This is a genomic window from Asanoa hainanensis (genome assembly GCF_900188485.1).
GTDB lineage: Bacteria > Actinomycetota > Actinomycetes > Mycobacteriales > Micromonosporaceae > Asanoa > Asanoa hainanensis.
The window spans coordinates 133219-152276 of sequence record NZ_FZPH01000001.1; the positions used below are offsets into that span (position 1 = coordinate 133219).

The window sequence follows — 19058 nt, forward strand, 5'->3', positions numbered from 1 at the left end:
GTGGGTCCGGTTAGTGTCGCGACTCGGCGGCGCGTTGGCTTGTGGCGTGGGAGTCGGACTGGCTGGCGCCGCGGTTCGCCCTCGCGCTGGTTGCGGCGCCAGCGGAGCCGGGCGCGCGAGTGCCGCGACAGACAGCCATGCCGGTCAGCGCCGCGATGCCGACCGACTGCCGCCGTGACGTCGAGGCGCGGTGGATTTGGCCAACCGCGGCCGCTGCTGACCGGCGCTGTCGCCCGGCACGTGTTGGCATGACTGCCGTTCGGGCATGACCCGTCGACGGGCTTGCCGAACCATCGGTCTAACAGGCGCGTGACGCCGGGCTGTGCCGTTGGCGGGCCCGGCGTGGCGGCCAGGCCCGCCGGCACGGTCAGCGCAGGCCGACGGAGCAGGCGTGCTTGTCGCACTCGGCGGCCAGGTTGCTCACGACCGCCGCGGGTGCGACCGCCACCGCCAGCGTTGCCACTGCCGCGGCCGTCACCAGGATGGGGCGTACCTTCGTGGACAGGAAGCGCTTCTTCATGTTTCCCCCTTTGGGCCCGGGCGATGAAGGTCATCGCCCGCTTCAGGACAATCGATCCACGTGTGCCCCAGTGGTTCGGAGCACACCGTGGCCCCCGATGGCGCGACGCTAGGACACCGCGTCCCGGATTCGTCCCGAAACTGTCCCGGGAGCGTGAAAGGGCTACAACCCGGCGAGCTTGGCCCGCACCTGGTCCGCCTCCGGATGCCGCAGCTCGTCGAGGATCGCCAAGGCTCGTTCCCAGGCATCGCCCGCCAAACCCGACGCGCCTGCGGCCACCTGGGCGTCGCCGATGTGGGTGAGCGCGACCGCCTCGTAGTAGCGGTCACCGATCTCCCGCACCAGCGCCAGCGCATGCCCGTAGCAGGCCACCGCCTCGTCGTGCTGGCCGAGCTGGTGGTGCGCGTACCCGATGCTGTCCCAGGTCGCCGCCTCGGCCGGCCGGTCGTCAAGGTTCTGCAGCAGCGGCAGCGCGGCCCGGCAGGTCGCGATGGCCTGTTCGTGGTCGCCGCGCAGCGTCAGGTACCACCCGATGCCGTTGAGGCACCGCGCCTGGCCACGGTGGTTGCCCACCATCCGGTACAGGTCCATCGCCAACCGGATGTGGTGCAGCGCCTCCTCGTTGCGGCCCTGCCTGTCCCAGACATGCGACAAATTCTGTTGCGAGTGTGCCTCTTCGAGCCGGTCACCAGCCTCAGCACTCAGCGAGACGGCGACCTGCAGGTGGGCGTGCGCTTCGTCGAACTGCCGGAGCCGGGTGTACGCGTTGGCGAGGTGGCGGTGCGCGGCGGGCTGGATCGCGAGATCACCCAACCGCTCCGTGGCCGCCAGCGCCATCCGCTGTGTCTCGACCCAGCGTTGCCAGTTGCCCTGCCGGTCGAGGAAGTTGCGCAGGGTCCAGGCGAGCTGCCACGTGTGACTGTCGAACCCCGCCGCCGCGGCATGGTCGACCGCGGCCAGCAGCACCCCGTGCTCGACGGCGAACCAGTCGCGCGCCCACTGCGGGTCGCCGGCAGGTTCCGGAGACACCCCGGCCGACGGCGGCGCAAGGCTGAGAGGATCACGCCCAGGATCCAACAGCAGGGCGGCCGGGTACGCCGTGTGCACATAGTGGTCGAGCAGGCGGCCCGTGGCGGCACGCCGCTGCAAGGACGGCTCGACAGCCTCAGCGAGGTCCCCGGCATAGGCCCGCAGCAGGTCGTGGAAGGTGTACCGCCCAGGACTGTGCTCGACGAGCAGGTGCGCCGTGGTCAGCTCGTGCAGCAACGGACTCAGGTCCTCGGCGGGCAGCCCGGCGAGGCTGGCGGCCGCGGCCGCGGAGATGTCGGGCCCGGGATGCAGGCCGAGCAGCCGGAACAGCCGCGCCCCGGCCGGGCTGAGCGCCCGATACGACCACGAGAACACGGCCCGCAGGTCGCCGTCCGACGAGTCACTTGTGGACAGTGCGTCGAGCCGGCTGGTACGCAACTGGGAGGCCAGCGTGCCCAACGACAGCGACGGGTTGGTGGCGGCGTTGGCGGCGACCACGGCCAGCGCGATCGGAAGCCGGGCGCACAGCGTCACGATCTCGTCGACGGCGCCGGGCTCGGAGTCGACCCGGTCCCGACCGAGGCGGGTGGCGAGCAGGTCGAGCGCCTCCGGAACGGTAAGCAGGTCCAGCGCGACCGGCCGCGCACCGACGGCCGCGACCAGACCGGCGAGCCGGTTCCGGCTGGTGACCAGCACCAGGCAGCCGGGGGAGCCCGGCAGCAGCGGCCTGACCTGGTCGGGATCCCGGGCGTTGTCGAGCACGACGAGCATCCGCTTGCCGGCCAGCAGCGTCCGATAGAGGTCGACCTGCGCCTCCGGGTCGGCGGGGACCCGGGCGGGCGGCACGACGAGCGCATCCAGGAAACGGCGGACAGCCTCGGCCGGGGTCACCACCGTCCCGGACGCGTCGAAGCCACGCAGGTTCACGTACAACTGGCCGTCCGGGAAGGTCGCTCGCACCCGATGTGCCCAGTGCACCGCCAGTGCCGTCTTGCCGACGCCGGCCGTGCCCGACACCGCGGAGATCACCACCGCGCTCGGCGGCCCGTCGGTGCGCAGGAGCGCGTCGAGGGTGGCCAGCGCGGCTGCCCGACCGGTGAAGCCGAACACCTCGGCGGGGAGCTGAGCCGGCACCGGACGGCCAGGGACGGCGCGGGTGCCGACCGCCGTCAACGCCGGGTCGTCCGCGAGGATCCGCTCGAACAGCCGGCGCAGCTCCCGCCCTGGCTCGACCCCGAGCTCGGACGCCAGTGCCCGCCGGATCTGGTGGTAGCGGGCCAGCGCCTCGGCGCCGCGCCCGGCCTGGCACAGCGCCAGCATCAACACGGTCGTCAGCGGTTCCCGGAGCGGATGCCGGTCGACCTCCGCCACGAGCTCGTCGACGACGACCGCCGGTTGGCCGAACTCCAGCAGGACCTCGGCCCAGCGGGTCAGCGCCGACAACCGCCGCTCGGTCAGGCGCGTCGCCGCCAGCTCCGCGGCCCGGCCGCCCACTCCCGCCAGCGCCGGTCCCCGCCACAACGCCAGCGCGGTCTCCAAGGACTGCCTGGCCAACGCGGCGTCGCCGGCGGCGGTGGCCATCTCGGCCTGCACGAGGTGGTCCTCGAACCGGCAGGCGTCGACCCGATCGCGCGGCACCGCGAGCACGTACCCCGAGCTGCGCGCCTGCAGCCGCTTGCCACCGATGTTCTGGCGCAGCAGGGAAACCGTGTTCTGCAGCTGCTTGCGCGCCGTGCCGGGAGGCCGGTCTTCCCACGCCGCGTCGACCAGGTTGTCGACGCTCATCACCTGGCCGGGCGCGCACGCCAGCGCGGCCAGCACGCGTCGGCACTTCGGGCCGCCGATGTCCAACCGGCGATCCGCGTCCCACACCTCGAGCGGCCCCAGTATCCGGAACTCCACAAACGGCCCTTCGTCCGCGCCCGTGCACGACGATACGGTGGCCGGTCGGTTGTCCACAGACCCGATCCAAGATCCCAAAACGTAACGTACGGCTGTCAGACTGACCGCATGTACGACTTCGACGTGCTTGTGCTGGGGTCGGGGCCTGGCGGACAGAAGGCGGCGATCGCGGCGGCGAAGTTGGGCCGGCGGGTCGGGGTGGTTGAGCGCGACAACATGATCGGCGGCGTGTGCATCAACACGGGCACCATCCCGTCGAAGACGTTGCGCGAGGCGGTGCTCTATCTGACGGGCCTGAGCCAACGGGAGATGTACGGGCAGAGCTACCGGGTCAAGGACGACATCACGGTCGCGGATCTCGCGGCGCGCACGCAACACGTCATCGGCCGTGAGATCGACGTGATCCGCAACCAGCTCAACCGCAACCGGGTCGCGCTGCTCAGCGGGTTCGGCAAGTTCGCCGACCCCAACACCCTGACCGTCACCGACGCCCGGGGCCGCGAGTCACACGCGAGCGCGGCCAAGGTGGTCATCGCCTCCGGCACCCGGCCCGCGCGGCCGACGTCGGTCGACTTCGACGACCGCACGATCATCGACTCCGACGGCATCATCAACCTCGAACGCGTGCCGCGGTCCATGGTGGTGGTCGGCGCGGGCGTGATCGGCATCGAGTACGCGTCGATGTTCGCGGCCCTCGGCACCAAGGTCACGGTCGTCGAGCGGCGCGACCGCATGCTCGAGTTCTGCGACCTCGAGGTGATCGAGGCGCTGAAATACCACCTGCGCGACCTGGCCGTGACGTTCCGCTTCGGCGAGTCGGTCGCGTCGGTCGAGCGCTACGCCCAGGGCGCCGTCGCGGTGCTCGAGAGCGGCAAGAAGATCGCCGCCGACACGGTCATGTACTCCGCCGGCCGCCAGGGCACCGCCTCCGACCTCGAGCTGGCCGCCGCCGGCCTGTCCGCCGACGCGCGCGGCCGCCTCTCGGTCGACGAGCACTTCCGCACGGCGGTCCCGCACATCTACGCGGTCGGCGACGTGATCGGCTTCCCGGCGCTGGCCTCCACCTCGATGGAACAGGGCCGCCTGGCCGCGCACCACGCCTGCGACGAGCCGGCGCGGGCGATGCCCGCCCTCCAACCGATCGGCATCTACACGATCCCCGAGATCAGCTTCATCGGCCGCACGGAAGACGAGCTGACCGAGGCCCGGATCCCGTTCGAGGTGGGCCTGGCCCGCTACCGCGAGCTGGCCCGAGGCCAGATCATCGGCGACTCGTACGGCATGCTCAAGCTCCTGGTGGCCCCGGAAGACGGCCGCCTACTCGGCGTCCACATCTTCGGCACGGGCGCCACGGAGCTGGTCCACATCGGCCAGGCCGTCATGGGCTGCGACGGCACGGTCGACTACCTGGTCGACGCGGTCTTCAACTACCCGACGTTGGCCGAGGCCTACAAGGTCGCGGCCCTCGACGCGATGAACAAGATGCGCCACCTGTCCCGCCTGCACTGATCGGGCGCGGGGCGGGGCGTCCGACCGGACGCCCCGCCCCGCGGCTCAGATCGTCGACACGTGGGTCGTCAGCCTCGGCACCGTCCGGAAGATCCGCATCGAGCGCACCAGCTCGAAACCCACCGCGCTGGCCCCGGGATCGCTCTGGACCGACCTCGTGACCATCTCCACCTGGCCGATCCGCGGGTTCTCGAAGATCGTCCGCAACGCGGCCCTGAGCAGATCCACCCAGACCTCGGTCCGGATGTCCTCCGGCAGCGACGGGTCGGTCGACATGTGCTCGATCCGGGCGATGGACTCACCGGCGGCGTAGCGGTAGGTGAAGTAGCCCCGCATCGCGCCGTCGCGGAAGACGAGCCACAGCGGGACCCCCTCGGCGACGATGCGCGCGGCGGTCAGCTCGGTGTCGGGGTGGGCGTTGTAGTGCAACCGCTCGAACGCCGCGAAGTGCCTCTCCTCGTACGGCAGCACGGGGTTGACCGGCTCGGCGACCTCGCCACCGCGCGCGAACGCCAGGTTGTTGAACACCCCGTCGGGGAGGAGGCCGTTGCAGGCAGCGAAGTCCGTGACGATCCTGTTCGCCCGGTCGCAGAACGCCTCCAGCTCGTTCTTCTCGGCGGGGATGTGCGGCGACAGCGCGGCGTACAGGGCGTCGGCCGCCTCGTCGAGCGGCGCCCACGGCCCGTGCAGCCAGGCCCTGCTGGACTTCGGGTCCCACTCGGCCATCATGAGGCCGACCCGCTTGCCCCGATGGTGCAGCTGTGCCAGCACCGCACCCGGCGACAGGGCTTTCAGCTCCACGTACACCTGCTCGCCGACGCTGCCGAGGTAACCCACGTAGGACGCCGGCAGCCGGTTGCGCGCCGCCAGCCACACGGCGACGTCGCGGAGCTCGTCGTCCGGCAGGTCGGCGACCTTCGACACGGCGAGCTTGACGGAGGAGTCGATCGTGCCGTCCACCGGTCGCACGAACCGGGTCCAGCGGTAGGCCACCGTGAACCCGAGCGCCTCGCAGACCCACAGGTCCTGCGCCACCGCCTCGTCGAGCATCACGCCGAGGCCGGCCGAGGTCAGCCCGGCGGCGAGGAAACCCCGCAGCGCGGACGCGACCAGCGCGGCGGTGACCTGACGACCCCGCTCGCTGCGGCGGACGGCGATCGAGTCGATCCAGCCCTGGCTGTCTCCGGGCGAGTTCTGGACGAGCAGGCAGCCGACGACCGCACGCGACACCGGGTCCAGCGCGACCCGGGACAGGTCGGGGCGGAAGCTCGGCTTGGCGAGGATGGTGCGGAACTCGGACTCGCCGTCAGGCCCCTTGACGTGTGTCTGGACCGCCAGCACCGCCGCGTCCAGGTCACTGTGAAGGGCACCAGGTCGAGCCCGTCGACGGCCGCCGGCAGGCTGTCCGCGGTGACCGGCCGACCCATCTCGACGAAGGTGGCGGCCTCCCGGAACCTGAGGTGTTTCAGCGTCGTCCGCAGGTCCGCCTCGGTGTCGGCGGCGTCGGCGATGGTCGTGACCGGGCCCAGCAGCTTCGCCCACGCCTTCGCGGTGGTTAGGGACCAGAGCATGAGGCGGGTGCCGATCCCTTGCCGGCGGGCCTGCGGGTCCACGGCGCCGGCGAGGCGGAGGCTTCTTCAGCCTCTACGCCGATCGTCGACAGGCGTTGACGGCGTGGGAGACCGGGCAGCGCAAGCAGTGGTCCTGGAAAGAGCTGACCAGCCGGCTACCACGATTACGGGGACCCATGGCGCGAGCAGCGGTACCAAGGCGACTGACCGGCGGGCCCCCGGATCTCGATGGGGTCACCGACGTTCATGCCCTCCAGCAGATACGGGGACACCTCCCCGTCGTGCACGGCCTGGATGGTCAGCTCGACGCGGTCGACGTCAAGCTCACGGCCGAGGACGGCATCCGCCCGGAGCAGACGGCGGCGACGCGAAGCGCGGCCTTCCCCTACGTCGTACCCGTACCAATATTATCCTAGGATGCCTTAGGCGATGTGCCGGACCGCGCAAGGCTGGTAAGACTTTGGGGATGGGCATCGTCTCACCGGGGTTCTTCGGCCGCAGAGGGTCGGGGGACACCAAACTGCCGCCTGGGCAGTACCTGACACACGACTTTCCCGTCCTCTCCGCCGGCCCCACGCCGCGGATCGATCTCGACCGGTGGCAGTTCACCGTCAGCACCGAGACCGGGCAGCGCAAGCAGTGGTCCTGGAAAGAGCTGACCAGCCTGCCCAGCGAGGACATCACCACCGACATCCACTGCGTGACCAAGTGGTCGAAGCTCGGCACCCACTGGAAGGGCGTGCCGGTCGAGACGCTGCTGAATGACGTCGAGACCGCGGCCGACTACGTGATGGCCCACTCGTACGGCGGCTACACCACCAACGTCCCGCTGGAGGACCTGCTCAACGGGCAGGCGTGGGTGGCCTACGAGTTCGACGGCGAGCCGCTGGCGCCCGAGCACGGCGGTCCCGCCCGGCTCCTCGTACCCCACCTGTATTTCTGGAAGTCCGCCAAGTGGGTCAACGGCCTCGAGCTCATGCTCGCCGACGAACCGGGCTTCTGGGAGACCGCCGGCTACCACGATTACGGGGACCCATGGCGCGAGCAGCGGTACCAAGGCGACTGACCGGCGGCCGGCTGCTGTGGCGAGTCGCCACACTGACCGAGCGCCGCCGCGAGAGCGCGACAGCGAGCACGCTGGTGTTCGACGTGCCCGACTGGCCCGGCCACCTGCCCGGGCAGCACGTCGACGTCAAGCTCACGGCCGAGGACGGCTACTCCACGGAGCGCTCGTACTCGATCGCCAACCCGCAGGACGGCGACCGCGTCGAGCTGACCATCCAGGCCGTGCACGACGGGGAGGTGTCCCCGTATCTGCTGGAGGGCATGAACGTCGGTGACCCGATCGAGATCCGGGGGCCGATCGGCGGCTGGTTCGTCTGGCGCGACACCGACACCGACCCGGTCGTGCTGATCGGCGGCGGCTCCGGCGTCGTGCCGCTGATGGCGATGGTCCGCGCCCGCGCGGAGGCGCGCAGCCGGGTGCCGTTCCGCCTCATCTACTCGGTGCGCACGCCCGAGGACATGCTCTACGCCGCCGAGCTCCGGACCCGGCTGCGGGACGACATGGGTCTGGACATCGCGTACGCGTACACGCGTGAGGCCCCGCCCGAATGGCCGGGCGAGGTCGGCCGGCTCAAGCTCGCGACCGTCGCGACCCACGGCTGGCCGCCGGACCTGCAACCGGCGTGCTTCGTCTGCGGCCCGACCGGCTTCGTGGAGACCGTGGCCGACATCCTGGTCGCCCAGGGCCACGACCCGCGCAAGGTCAAGACCGAGCGTTTCGGTCCTAGTGGCAGCTGAGTGGCCCGAGCGGCACCTAGCATCCGAGGGGAGAGCACCAATGTCCGACCTCTACACCGACGGCAACGCCCTGGCCGGCCCGCTCACCGAGATCTTCGCGGTCGACATGTCGATGGCCAAGGGCACCTGCGCCTCCTGCGGAGACCAGGGAATGCTGGCGCAACTGCACGTCTACGACCACGCGCCCGGCATGGTCGCCCGCTGCCCGAACTGTCAGGAAGTGAACATGCGGCTGGTCCGCGGCCCGGACCGCGCGTGGCTCGACCTGCGAGGCGTGGTCTCGCTCGAAATACCGCTGGCGGCGCCCACCGAACGGGCGTGAAGAGCCGTACGATCGGCGTGATTGGTGGGTGAGCGTGCGGTGAAACAGGGCGAGGTGTGGACGATCGGGCAGCGCGCCGATCTGCGCTACCGCGTAGTCGTCCTCTCCTCCGAGGCCCACAACGACCGGCCGAGCGCCGCACCCTTCTGCGCGCCCGTCGTGCGCCAACGCGGCTCGGCCGACGACCTGCCGCCCTTCGCGATCGCCCTGGCCGAGACCGACCCGATCTCCGGCGTGGTCGTCCTCAACCGGATGCGCCGCCTGCCGGCCAGCATCGGCGCCGAACGCCTCGGCCTCCTCACCGGCGCCAGCATGGCGAAGATATCCGCCTCCCTGAGAGAGCTTTTCGACCTCTAGAGCGAAGATCGTTAGAAGCGTTGGTCCCGGGTTCGTCGGCGGCACGACCGTTGCTCCCGCCGGGGAATCGAGCTTCGCTCGAGCCAGCTTCGCGGTGACAAGGGCAATAACCGGTCGTGCGAAACACGGGCGCCGGGTTTACTGGCCCGCGAAATCAATCGCTCGATCGAGGAGTGTCGTTTGTCGGACATTCGTGCCGTCGTCGAAGGGTCCGGGCCGCCTGTCGTGCTCGTGCACAGCGGCGTCGCCGACCACCGCAGCTGGGACCGGGTCGCCGAGGTGCTGGCGGAGAACTACACCGTCATCCGCTACGACCTGCGGGGATTCGGCGGCACACCGCCCCCCACCGCCGGGTTCCGGCACCGCGACGACCTGGCCGCGTTGCTCGACTCGCTGGGGGTCGAGCGCACCGCGGTCGTGGGCAACTCGCTCGGCGGCTACGTGTCGCTGGAGTTCGCCACCCGGTGGCCGGAGCGGGTCACCCACCTCGGGTTGCTCGCCGCGCCGGTGTCCGGCTGGGAGTGGGGCCCGGAGGTGCGGGAGTACGGCGCCGCCGAGGGCAAGCTGCTCGAGGCCGGCGATCTCGACGGGGCGCTGGCCCTCAATCTCGACATGTGGGTGCGCGGCCCGGTGCGCGACTGGTCGCCCGTCCTGCGGTCGCTGGCCGACGAGGTCGCTCCGGCGATGCGGGTCGCGCTGGCCAACCAGACGGTGACGGAGTCGCACGAGCTACCCGACGACACCGCCCGGCCATCGACGCTGCTCGACCTGATCCAGGCGCCGGCGCTGGTCGCGGTGGGTGACGCCGACGCGCCCGACTTCCCGGCGATCGCCCGTACCCTGGCCGACGGCATCGCCGGCGCCCGGCTCGTGGAGCTCGCCGGTGCGGGCCACCTGCTGCCGGCGGAACGCCCGGAACAGATCACCGCGGAGATCGGCGATCTCCTGGCTCGGTGAGCGTCGCCACGGCGGGCTCGGCGTGTCATGCCATGGCCGATATAGTGGCACGGCCAATGATCAGGGGGTTGGTCCCGCGCGCCCGCCGTGTCCGTTTCGCGGCCGCCGATGGCGGGCGGCACCGCCCATGCGGTGCCGGACAGGCCCGTCGCGGTGGAGGAGGCAGCGGTGTCGAGTTCGCCCGCCGTCGCGTCGAATCGTGTCCTCACTCTGCCCAATCTGATCAGTTTCCTGCGGCTCGTCGGAGTCCCGATCTTCCTGTGGCTGATGCTGGGACCGCACCACGACGTAGCGGCCGTGATCGTGCTGGCGGTCGGCGGCAGCAGCGACTGGATCGACGGCTGGGTCGCCCGCCGGCTCGGCCAGGTCAGCCGCCTCGGTGAGCTGCTCGACCCGCTCGCGGACCGGCTCTACATCCTGGCCGTACTGGTCGCCTTCACCTGGCGCGAGATCGTCCCCTGGGAGTTCACCGCCGCCCTGGTGGCCCGCGAGCTGATGATGATCGTCTGTCTGGCGGTGCTCCGGCGCAACGGCTTCGGCCCACCCCAGGTGCACTACCTGGGCAAGACGGCCACCTTCATCCTGCTCGCCGCGTTCCCGGTGCTGCTCCTGGCCAAGGCGGTGCCGGCCATCGAAACCGGAGCCGCCGCGGCCGGCTGGGGCCTGGCCTGGTGGGGCATCGTCCTCTACTGGATCGCCGGTTTCCTCTACGTCGGCCAGGCGTCCCGGGTCATCCGCGCCGGCCGCGCGGAGGGCGCCGCCGCCCGCACCGGGGAGCCGGCATGACCAAGCCTCGGCGAGGGCATCGTCAGCTGATCCGGCCAGGGCGGGGCGGGTCTCCGCCCACCGGGCGCCGGCAGGGCCGAGCCTCGGCGAGGGCGTCATCAGCAGGGTCCGCCTGGGCGGGGCGGGTTGCCATGCACCGTGGGGCGGGGATGGCCGAGCCTCGGCGAGGGCGTCATCAGCAGGGCCCGGCCCGCGCGCAGTGGGTTGCCATGCACCGTGGGGCCGGTATGACCGAGCTTGGGCGAGGGCGTCGGCAGGGCCAGTCTGGGCACGGCGAGTCACCACGCGTTGGGGGGCCGGCGTGAGCGGCCCAGTGGAGAAGCCCGAGCAGCCCGAGCGGCCGGTCCAGCGGCGCTGGATGTCGCCGGACTTCCTCTCCGAGCTGTTCAGCAACCCGCTTGATCCCGGGTACGCGGACGCGGCCGCGCGTCGCGCTAAGTCCGGCCCGCCTACCGGCTGGCGGCAGACCACCCGGCGGACCGCGGCGGTGCTGGTGGCCGGGCTGATCGGGCTGCTGTTCGCGGTCGCCTATCGGCAGACCATGGCCGACGAGCCGCGTCGTAGTCAGGCCCGGGCCGACCTGGTCAGCCAGATCAAAGCCCGCCAGGCGACCACCGACAGCCTGCGCGGCCAGGCCGACCGGCTGCGCGACGAGGTGGCCCGCGAGCGCGACGCCGCTCTCGGCGCCAACCAGGCCGCGAAGCAGCGGGAGACCGAGGCTGCCACCGGCCTGCGCCGGGTCACCGGCGACGGGCTCGTCGTGCGGCTGACCGACGCCGCCGACGCGGCCGAGGACGGTGGTGAGCACGAGCTCGGCCGGATCTTCGATCGCGACCTGCAGCTCGTCACCAACGCGCTGTGGGCGTCCGGCGCCGAGGCGATCGCGGTCAACGACCAGCGGCTGACGGCGACCTCGACGATCCGCAAGGCCGGCGGCGCGATCCTGGTCGACTTCCGGCCCGTGACGAGTCCCTACGAGATCCGCGTGATCGGCCCCGGCGACCTCGAGGACCGGTTCGAGGACAGCGCCGCGGCCGCTCTCATGCGTAAGGTCGCCGACGTCGAGCACATCGGGTTCGACACGCACCAGGAAGACGACCTCAACCTGCCGGCGGCCACCGAGCCGACGCTCAACTACGCGACCCTTCCGGCGCCGCCCAGCGCGACCCCGACGCCCGTGACATCCTCCTCGAGCCCGTCCGGAGGCGGCTAGATGATCCCCGTACTCGCCCTCGTCGTGGGTGTCGTCCTCGGCCTGGTGTTCGGCCCGACCGTGCCCGGCTGGCTGGAGCCGTACCTGCCGATCGCGGTGGTCGCGGCCCTGGACGCGGTCTTCGGCGGCGTCCGCGCCAAGCTCGACGGCATCTTCGACGACCAGCAGTTCGTCATCTCGTTCATCTCGAACGTGCTGGTCGCCGCCCTGATCGTCTACCTCGGCGACCAGCTCGGCGTGGGCGGGCAGCTCTCCACCGGCGTCGTGGTCGTGCTCGGCGTGCGCATCTTCGGCAACGTGGCCGCCATCCGCCGCCACCTGTTCCGGGCCTGACGCGGGAGGACGACGATGACCGACGCCCCACGCGACACCACCGGCGACGACCCGACCTCCGACGAGCCGACCCGGGCCCTGCAGCCACCGGCCCGCCGGCCGACCCCTGGTCGCTCGGCAACGCCTCGACCAGCGCCCAGCCCTGTTCCGGCCGAGAAGCCTGACGAAGGCCCGGACGAGGAGACGGTGCGGCTCACCCCGCTCACCGACGACACAAACGGGGAGTCGTCCCCACCCGAGCCGCCTGACGCCGGCGCTGACGAGGAGACGGTGGCTCTGCCCCGCGGCGAGCGCTCCTCCGGGGTTACGGACGCTCCGTCGCGCGTATCAGATGACGATTCTGATCTTGACGATCCTCCACCGGCCGCTCCACGCAAGAAGCGCAGCACTGCGGGTGTGATCATTCTGGTCCTGCTGGCCCTACTCGGGTTCACGCTGGCGATTCAGCTTGGTGGGAAGTCCGGCGACTCCGACCTGGCGGCCATGCGCGAGGACGACCTCGTGCGGCTCCAGTCCGACCTGCAGGCGCAGGAGGACCGCCTCCAGCGCGAGATCGCCTCCCTCCAGGACAGCCAGCGCCAGCTTCAATCGGGCGCCCAAGGCCGCACCGCGGCGCTGGAGGAGGCCACCAAGAGGGCCGACGAGCTGGCCATCCTCGCCGGCGCCGCGAAAGCCCAAGGCCCCGGGTTGACGATCCGGTTCGTCGCCGGTCCACAGGCGATCGCGGCGTCCGACATCCTCAACGCGGTGCAGGAGCTGCGCGGCGCCGACGCGGAGGCCATGCAGATCGCCGGCGCGGACGGCACGCTGGTGCGGATCGTGGCGAGCACCTATTTCATCGACGCCGAGGGCGGGCTGGAGGTCTCCGGCAAGCGGCTGACCGGCCCGTACACGATCACGGTCATCGGAGATCCACCGACGATGCGCACGGCGCTCAACATTCCGGACGGGCTGGTGCCGTCTATCAAAGCGGACGGCGGTAACGTGATCGTCGACGAGCACGACACGGTCGAGGTCACGGCCATCGCCGCGCCCGTCGATCTCGAGCACGCCAAACCGGTCAGCTGACGGACGAAGGAACGATCGTGATCCCTGACGACCTGCGATACACCGCTGAGCACGAGTGGATCCGCAGTGGCGACGGTCCGGTGCGGGTGGGCATCACCCACTTCGCGCAGGACTCCCTGGGCGACATCGTCTACGTCCAGCTTCCCGAGCAGGGCGCCCAGGTCTCGGCCGGCGACTCGTTCGGTGAGGTCGAGTCCACCAAGAGTGTCTCCGAGATCTACGCTCCAATCTCTGGGACCGTCGTCGGGCGCAACGAGAAGCTCGTCGACGAGCCGGAGACCATCAACGCGGACCCGTACGGGGAAGGCTGGTTGGTGGAGATCGACCCCAGCGACCCGGCGGCGCTCGACGGCCTGCTGACCGCTGACGCCTACCGCGAGCTCACCGAGGGCTGACCGAGCCTTCCCGACAGCACAGATGTGCCCGCGCGTCCGGTTGACCCTGGATTTCAGGGCTGGCTAGGCTCGCGAAGTTGTTTTTGACTTGTTCCAAGCTGCTGCCCACTGGCGGCCGGGGTGCCCGGCGCCGCTGCGAAAAGATCCGTGAGGTGGACCGATGACGCGCCCCGACGACGAGTTTCCCCCACTCGACGTCACGTCGACGCTCAACCTGGGCTCGCTCGACGAAGTGCTGGAGGGCCCCGACGCTGACGTCGTGCCCGGCCGCATGTCGGGCTCGCTGCCGCCGGGAATGGCCTTGCTGGTCGTCCGGCGCGGGCCCAACGCGGGCGCGCGGTTCCTGTTGGACCACGACGTGACGACGAGCGGTCGGCACCCCGACAGTGACATCTTCCTCGACGACGTGACGGTCTCCCGTCGCCACGCGGAGTTCCACCGCGACGGCGGCACGTTCACCGTGCGCGACGTGGGCAGCCTCAACGGCACCTACGTCAACCGCGAGCGGGTCGAAGCGGCGACCCTCAGCAACGGCGACGAGGTGCAGATCGGCAAGTTCCGGCTGGTGTTCATCGCGGGGCCGCGCCCCGACGAGGAGTCCGCGCGCGGCTAGGGAGTGGGGCGACGCGTGACCGAACGTGCCACGGGCGCGGCGGCCGGCGCCGACCCGCGCACGCTGCCATCGCGCGTCGGCGCGGCCGACGCTGAGCCCCGCATGAGCATCGGCGAAGTTCTGGCGGAGCTTCGTCCGGAGTTTCCCGACACCACCATTTCCAAGCTGCGCTTCCTCGAGGCCGAGGGTCTCGTGGAGCCGCAGCGGACGGCGGCCGGCTACCGGAAGTACAGCTGGCGCGACGTGGAGCGGTTGCGCTTCGTGCTGTCCGCGCAACGGGACCGCTACCTGCCGCTGCGGGTGATCCGGGACGAGCTGGAAGCCCGGGACACGGGTGACGACGTGGCGCCGCGCCGGCCGGTGCTGGTCGCGGTGCCGGACGAGCCGTCCGCCGTGCCTGTGCCTCCGGCCGACGCCCTGGTGCGGCGGGCCGAGTTGGTCGAGCGCACCGGGATCGACCCCGGCAGCCTGGCCGAGCTCGAGGAAATGGGCATGATCACCCAGCGCACCCCAGGCTGGTACGACGCGGACGCGCTGGTGATCGCCGCGGCGGTGGCCGGCCTGGTGTCCTACGGGCTCGAGGTGCGGCATCTGCGCACCTACAAGGCGGCGGCCGACCGTGAGGTCGGTCTCTTCGCCCAACTGGTGGGTCCGCTGGCCCGGCAGAAGGACCCGGCCGCCCGGGCCCGGGCCGCGGCGGCCGCCCAGGAGCTGACGGGGCTGGCCCAGCAGCTGCGGGCCGCGCTGGTGCGGGCCGGCCTGCGCGACACCCTGGGGCGCTGACGCGCCGGCCGGACTGCCGCGTGGTCACCCAGATCACGTAGGCTCGAACCTGGTTCCCCCTTGGCACCGACGGCGCGTGCGGGACGCACTCCGCTCGCGCGTGTACCGTGCAAGGAAGGGGCCGGTGACGGTACTGGGACGACGACAACGACACGGAGGCGCAGTGCGTGAGCTGAGCGTGGTCGGGGTTCGGGTCGAGTTGCCCAGCAACCAGCCGATTGTGCTGCTCCGAGAGGTCGAGGGCGACCGCTACCTGCCGATCTGGATCGGTGCGGTGGAGGCGACGGCGATCGCCTACGAGCAGCAGGGCGTCAAGCCCGCCCGGCCGCTGACCCATGATCTTCTCCGCGACGTGCTGGCCGCGCTCAAGCAGCCGCTCAACGCCGTGGAGATCGTCGAGCTCAAGGAAAACGTCTTCTACGCGGACCTGTTGATCGGCGACAACAACCTGCGGATCTCCGCCCGGCCGAGCGACTCGATCGCGCTGGCCCTGCGGGTGGGTGCGCCGATCCGGTGCGCCGAGCAGGTGCTCTCCGAGGCCGGCATCGTCATCCCTGACGAGCAGGAAGACGAGGTGGAGAAGTTCCGGGAGTTCCTGGAGCAGGTCCGTCCTGAGGACTTTGCAGGCTGAGTCGCCCGGAGGACTTCGCGGGCTGAGGCTCGCTACTCCGAGCGTTGCTCGGGTGATGTCCTCAGATCGCGGCGTGTCGGCGCAAAGCCTGCGCCCTCACCGTCGATCTGAGCTATAGGGTTGGCGCTGTTGACGGGTGCGCGTTCCGGCACGACGCGGCACCCCGCTGGCGGGGAGGTAGCCACATGCCCGACCCACGTGATCCTGATCCTGCGGGTAGATCCAACGCCGACCCGGCGCAGGCCCCCACGGACGACGACTCCGTCGGCTACCGAGGCGTAACCGCCTGCCACGCGGTCGGCATCAGCTACCGCCAGCTCGACTACTGGGCTCGCACGACGCTGGTCGTGCCGAGCGTGCGCGACGCGTCCGGGTCCGGCACGCAGCGCCTCTACTCGTTCCGGGATCTCGTTGTCCTCAAGGTGGTCAAGCGCCTCCTGGACGCCGGAGTCTCGCTCCAGAACATCCGCAAGGCGATCGACACGCTGCGTTCGCACGGCGTCGACGATCTTGCCGGGATCACGCTGATCTCCGACGGCACCACCGTGTACGAGTGCCGTTCGCCGGAGGAGGTCGTCGACCTGCTCCAGGGCGGCCAGGGCGTGTTCGGCATCGCGATCGGCGGTGCGTTCAAGGAGATCCAGGGCTCGCTGTCGCACCTGCCGGCCGAGCCGGCTGAGCCGGCCCCCGCCGAGGAAGCCGCGGACGACGCCCCCAGCGGCGACGAGCTCGCGGCCCGCCGGGCCCGCCGCCGCGCCGGCTGAGCTCCAACACTTAGCCCTTGCGCTAAGTGTTTTCGGTGGCAATACTTAGCCTCATGGCACAGTATGTGGCCGAGCTCGACGGCGTGTTCGTCGCGCTAGCCGACCCGACCCGGCGCGGCGTCGTCAGGCGGCTCGGCCGGGGACCCACGAGCGTGGGCGACCTGGCGCGCGAGTTCCCGATGACGCTGCCGTCGTTCATGAAGCACGTGCGCACGCTGGAGACGAGCGGCCTGATCCACACGGTCAAGGTGGGGCGGGTGCGCACCTGTGTGCTCAACCGCGAGCGCCTGGCGCTGCTCGACGACTGGCTCGCGGACCAGCGCGCCGTCTGGGAAGGCCGCACCGACCGCCTGGCCACCCTGCTCGCGGAGGAGGAGTCATGACCGATCCCGAGCTGGATCTCACGCTGGAGCGGGTGATTCGGGCGTCGCGGGCCGCTGTCTGGCGGGCCTGGACCGACCCGGCCCGGTTCGCGCGCTGGTGGGTGCCCGCCCCGGCCGTGTGCCGCGTCGACCGCCTCGACGTGCGGCCGGGTGGGGCGCTCGTGACCGCGATCGGCGACGCCGGTGGTCCGTTCGTGCCGCATATGGACGCCACCTTCCTAGTCGTCGACGACCAGGAGCGGATCGTGTTCACCAACGCGGTCGACAGCGCCTGGCGCCCGGCCGCCCCCGAACCGGTCGCGATGACCGCCGAGATCACCCTCGCGGACCACCCGGACGGCACCGACTACCGCGTGGTCGTCCGGCACGGCGACCCCGACGCCCGGGACCGCCACGAGAAGCTCGGCTTCCTCGACGGCTGGGGCACGGTCACCGCACAACTCGCGGCGGTGGTCGAATGAGGATCGCGCTGACCGAGTTCGTCTCGCTCGACGGTGTCAGCCAGGGCCCCGGCTCGCCCGACGAGGACACCACGGGCGGCTTCACCCGCGGCGGCTGGCTCACCCCGCACCTGGACGGGCGGTTCGTCGAGGCGGCCGCGCACTGGCTCTCCTTGGCCGACGGCCTGCTGCTCGGGCGGCGCACGTACGAGGAGTTCGCCGCCGCCTGGCCGCAGATCACCGACCCAGAAGACCCGTTCACGGAGCGGATGAACGGGCTCCCGAAGTACGTCGTGACCGACACCCTCACCGACGCGCCCTGGCAGCCGGCCACGTTGCTGCGGTTCGATGAGGTCGCGGCGCTCAAGGAGCGACCCGGCCGCGAGTTGCAGATCCACGGCAGCGCCCGACTCGGCAACGCCCTGCTCGCCGCGGGCCTGGTCGACACGGTCCGGCTCGTGGTCGCCCCGACCGTGGTCGGCGCGGGCCGCCGCCTGCTCGACCATCCGGGCGCCGCGGTCGGCCTGCGCCTGGTGTCCCACGAGGCCACCACGACCGGCGTGCTGCTCCTGGAGTACGAGACGGCGGGCGACGCGCCCACCGGCACGTACACGGGTGTCTAGCGCACCGCCCCGGAGGTCTTGCTGGCGATCAGGCTGCTCGTGTCGACCACCTCGAAGTCGCTGCCCGTCAACGACTTCAGGGCGCGCAGGGCGTCGTTGTCCCAGTGTGAGTCCGGCGCCCCGGAGATGTACCAGGCCGACCCGTGGTCCGCGACGATCACGCCGTACTTCTTCATCGCCTCCGCCACGACCCGCGCCTGTTTCGGCATCGAGCCCGTGCTCACCGACGACTTGAGCCGCAGGCGCTGGCCGAGCTGGGGGAGGTTCGCGTCGGTGGCCGACGAGGCGGAGTGCGTGGCCGGCCAGGTGAAGCCGGTGCGGGTCTTCGGCACCGTGATCCGGATCGCGTGATCGATCCGCCCGGTCGCGACCTCCTCGTAGCGGACCAGCCCGGCGAAGATCGACAGGCCGGAGGCGTCCGCCGAGGTCCAGCCGGCCGGCCGCAGCTTGTTGGACCGCAGGTCGAACACCGCGCCGGAGCCGGCCTTCCAGCCACTGCCCTGCGGGTACGCGGAGAACAGCTCGTAGACCTTGCACGCCGCCTTGTCGAACGCGATCACGTGGCGGTCGCCCGACGATTGCGGCCCGCCCTCGATCTTCGCGTTGGCCGGGATCGGATACGGCCCGCGGTCGCTCTCGTCGGCGTACTCGAACTCGACCGGGATCTTCTTCTGTCCGGCCGGCACGCTGGTGACCGGAATCCCGATCGGCGCGCCCTCGTAGTTGCCCGAGCCGAAGTCGGGATGCATCCCCGCCGACGCGCCGATGCTCGCCACCATGGCCGCCGAGCGGGCGTGCACGGGCAGCTTGGACACGTCGGCCCGCCAGACGTTGTCGGCCGGCAGCGCCCCGCTGCAGCTCTTGGTCGCGGCCTTTGTCGGCGTCGCGGTGGGGGTGGGTCCATGGCCGAGCGCGTCGGTGCCGCCGGCGGGGGAGGCGCTCGCGGCGGACGAGCCGGGCGCCGGTTCGAAGGACGGAGCCGGGTCACCACCACAGCCGGCCAGCAGAGCCACGAGACCGACGATCGCCACGGCGGGGAGGAGGGGAGCGCGCACC

At 71.3% G+C, this 19058-nt stretch carries 23 protein-coding genes; 18 read left to right on the forward strand and 5 right to left on the reverse strand.

Features of this window, described 5'->3' with window-relative positions; genetic code table 11:
* Positions 1–367 precede the first annotated feature (367 nt).
* Entirely contained in the window at positions 368–520 is a 153-nt protein-coding gene (locus CHC05_RS41240) for a hypothetical protein (RefSeq protein WP_179265998.1), read from the reverse strand.
* 162 nt (positions 521–682) lie between these two features.
* Entirely contained in the window at positions 683–3451 is a 2769-nt protein-coding gene (locus CHC05_RS00615; RefSeq protein ID WP_089243502.1) for an AfsR/SARP family transcriptional regulator, read from the reverse strand.
* A gap of 108 nt (positions 3452–3559) precedes the next feature.
* Here CHC05_RS00615 and sthA point away from each other — a divergent pair, with 108 nt between their 5' ends.
* Complete coding sequence (gene sthA / locus CHC05_RS00620; RefSeq protein WP_089243504.1) at positions 3560–4960, forward strand: Si-specific NAD(P)(+) transhydrogenase; 1401 nt, start codon at positions 3560–3562, stop codon at positions 4958–4960.
* Between the two features lie 45 nt (positions 4961–5005).
* Here the strand turns inward: sthA and CHC05_RS00625 are convergent, their stop codons facing one another.
* Both CHC05_RS00625 and CHC05_RS00630 read right to left on the reverse strand, forming a co-directional pair.
* Complete coding sequence (locus CHC05_RS00625; protein WP_089243506.1) at positions 5006–6301, reverse strand: GNAT family N-acetyltransferase; 1296 nt, start codon at positions 6299–6301, stop codon at positions 5006–5008.
* A 394-nt stretch (positions 6302–6695) separates the two neighbouring features.
* Positions 6696–6887, reverse strand: a complete 192-nt coding sequence (locus CHC05_RS00630) for an FAD-binding oxidoreductase (protein ID WP_089243508.1) — start codon at positions 6885–6887, stop codon at positions 6696–6698.
* Positions 6888–6997: 110 nt separating this feature from the next.
* Between CHC05_RS00630 and CHC05_RS00635 the strand changes: the two genes are divergently transcribed.
* The 17 genes from CHC05_RS00635 (at position 6998) to CHC05_RS00715 (ending at position 18002) form a co-directional block, all read left to right on the forward strand.
* Positions 6998–7597: a sulfite oxidase-like oxidoreductase gene (locus tag CHC05_RS00635; RefSeq protein WP_089243510.1), complete on the forward strand. Its 600-nt coding sequence runs from the start codon at positions 6998–7000 to the stop codon at positions 7595–7597.
* Positions 7567–8334: a ferredoxin reductase gene (locus tag CHC05_RS00640; RefSeq protein ID WP_089243512.1), complete on the forward strand. Its 768-nt coding sequence runs from the start codon at positions 7567–7569 to the stop codon at positions 8332–8334. Before CHC05_RS00635 ends, CHC05_RS00640 begins: the two co-directional genes overlap by 31 nt.
* A gap of 40 nt (positions 8335–8374) precedes the next feature.
* The gene (locus CHC05_RS00645; RefSeq protein WP_089243514.1) at positions 8375–8656 is read left to right on the forward strand and encodes a DUF6510 family protein; all 282 of its coding nucleotides are present in this window, start codon (positions 8375–8377) and stop codon (positions 8654–8656) included.
* A gap of 24 nt (positions 8657–8680) precedes the next feature.
* The gene (locus tag CHC05_RS00650) at positions 8681–9013 is read left to right on the forward strand and encodes a type II toxin-antitoxin system PemK/MazF family toxin (RefSeq protein WP_245870595.1); all 333 of its coding nucleotides are present in this window, start codon (positions 8681–8683) and stop codon (positions 9011–9013) included.
* Positions 9014–9193: 180 nt separating this feature from the next.
* Positions 9194–9970, forward strand: coding sequence for an alpha/beta fold hydrolase (locus CHC05_RS00655; protein ID WP_218824376.1), 777 nt, complete (start codon positions 9194–9196; stop codon positions 9968–9970).
* A 108-nt stretch (positions 9971–10078) separates the two neighbouring features.
* Positions 10079–10756 (forward strand): cardiolipin synthase ClsA, encoded by a 678-nt coding sequence (gene clsA / locus CHC05_RS00660; RefSeq protein WP_089243520.1) that lies wholly within the window; start codon positions 10079–10081, stop codon positions 10754–10756.
* A 358-nt stretch (positions 10757–11114) separates the two neighbouring features.
* Positions 11115–11969: a DUF881 domain-containing protein gene (locus CHC05_RS00665; RefSeq protein WP_089244624.1), complete on the forward strand. Its 855-nt coding sequence runs from the start codon at positions 11115–11117 to the stop codon at positions 11967–11969.
* Positions 11970–12302, forward strand: a complete 333-nt coding sequence (locus CHC05_RS00670) for a small basic family protein (protein WP_089243522.1) — start codon at positions 11970–11972, stop codon at positions 12300–12302. It begins immediately after the preceding gene.
* A gap of 15 nt (positions 12303–12317) precedes the next feature.
* Positions 12318–13370, forward strand: coding sequence for a DUF881 domain-containing protein (locus CHC05_RS00675; RefSeq protein WP_089243524.1), 1053 nt, complete (start codon positions 12318–12320; stop codon positions 13368–13370).
* 17 nt (positions 13371–13387) lie between these two features.
* Positions 13388–13765 carry a glycine cleavage system protein GcvH gene (gcvH, locus tag CHC05_RS00680; protein WP_089243527.1) on the forward strand — a complete coding sequence of 126 codons (378 nt, stop codon included), beginning with the start codon at positions 13388–13390 and terminating at the stop codon, positions 13763–13765.
* 160 nt (positions 13766–13925) lie between these two features.
* Positions 13926–14378, forward strand: a complete 453-nt coding sequence (gene odhI, locus CHC05_RS00685; RefSeq protein WP_089243529.1) for an oxoglutarate dehydrogenase inhibitor Odhl — start codon at positions 13926–13928, stop codon at positions 14376–14378.
* Positions 14379–14480: 102 nt separating this feature from the next.
* Positions 14481–15161, forward strand: coding sequence for a transcriptional regulator FtsR (gene ftsR, locus CHC05_RS00690; RefSeq protein WP_089244626.1), 681 nt, complete (start codon positions 14481–14483; stop codon positions 15159–15161).
* A 163-nt stretch (positions 15162–15324) separates the two neighbouring features.
* Positions 15325–15792 carry a bifunctional nuclease family protein gene (locus tag CHC05_RS00695; RefSeq protein ID WP_089243531.1) on the forward strand — a complete coding sequence of 156 codons (468 nt, stop codon included), beginning with the start codon at positions 15325–15327 and terminating at the stop codon, positions 15790–15792.
* A 185-nt stretch (positions 15793–15977) separates the two neighbouring features.
* Positions 15978–16556: a MerR family transcriptional regulator gene (locus CHC05_RS00700; RefSeq protein ID WP_089243533.1), complete on the forward strand. Its 579-nt coding sequence runs from the start codon at positions 15978–15980 to the stop codon at positions 16554–16556.
* 53 nt (positions 16557–16609) lie between these two features.
* Positions 16610–16939 carry an ArsR/SmtB family transcription factor gene (locus CHC05_RS00705; protein ID WP_089243535.1) on the forward strand — a complete coding sequence of 110 codons (330 nt, stop codon included), beginning with the start codon at positions 16610–16612 and terminating at the stop codon, positions 16937–16939.
* The gene (locus CHC05_RS00710) at positions 16936–17400 is read left to right on the forward strand and encodes an SRPBCC domain-containing protein (RefSeq protein WP_089243537.1); all 465 of its coding nucleotides are present in this window, start codon (positions 16936–16938) and stop codon (positions 17398–17400) included. The genes CHC05_RS00705 and CHC05_RS00710 overlap by 4 nt, the downstream gene beginning before the upstream one ends.
* Entirely contained in the window at positions 17397–18002 is a 606-nt protein-coding gene (locus tag CHC05_RS00715; protein ID WP_089243539.1) for a dihydrofolate reductase family protein, read from the forward strand. Before CHC05_RS00710 ends, CHC05_RS00715 begins: the two co-directional genes overlap by 4 nt.
* On the opposite strand, the gene CHC05_RS00720 is transcribed toward CHC05_RS00715, so the two are convergent.
* On the reverse strand, positions 17999–19057 hold the full coding sequence (locus tag CHC05_RS00720; protein WP_089243541.1) for a hypothetical protein: 1059 nt from the start codon (positions 19055–19057) through the stop codon (positions 17999–18001). The two genes, CHC05_RS00715 and CHC05_RS00720, sit on opposite strands and share 4 nt — an antisense overlap.
* Position 19058: the final 1 nt, after the last annotated feature.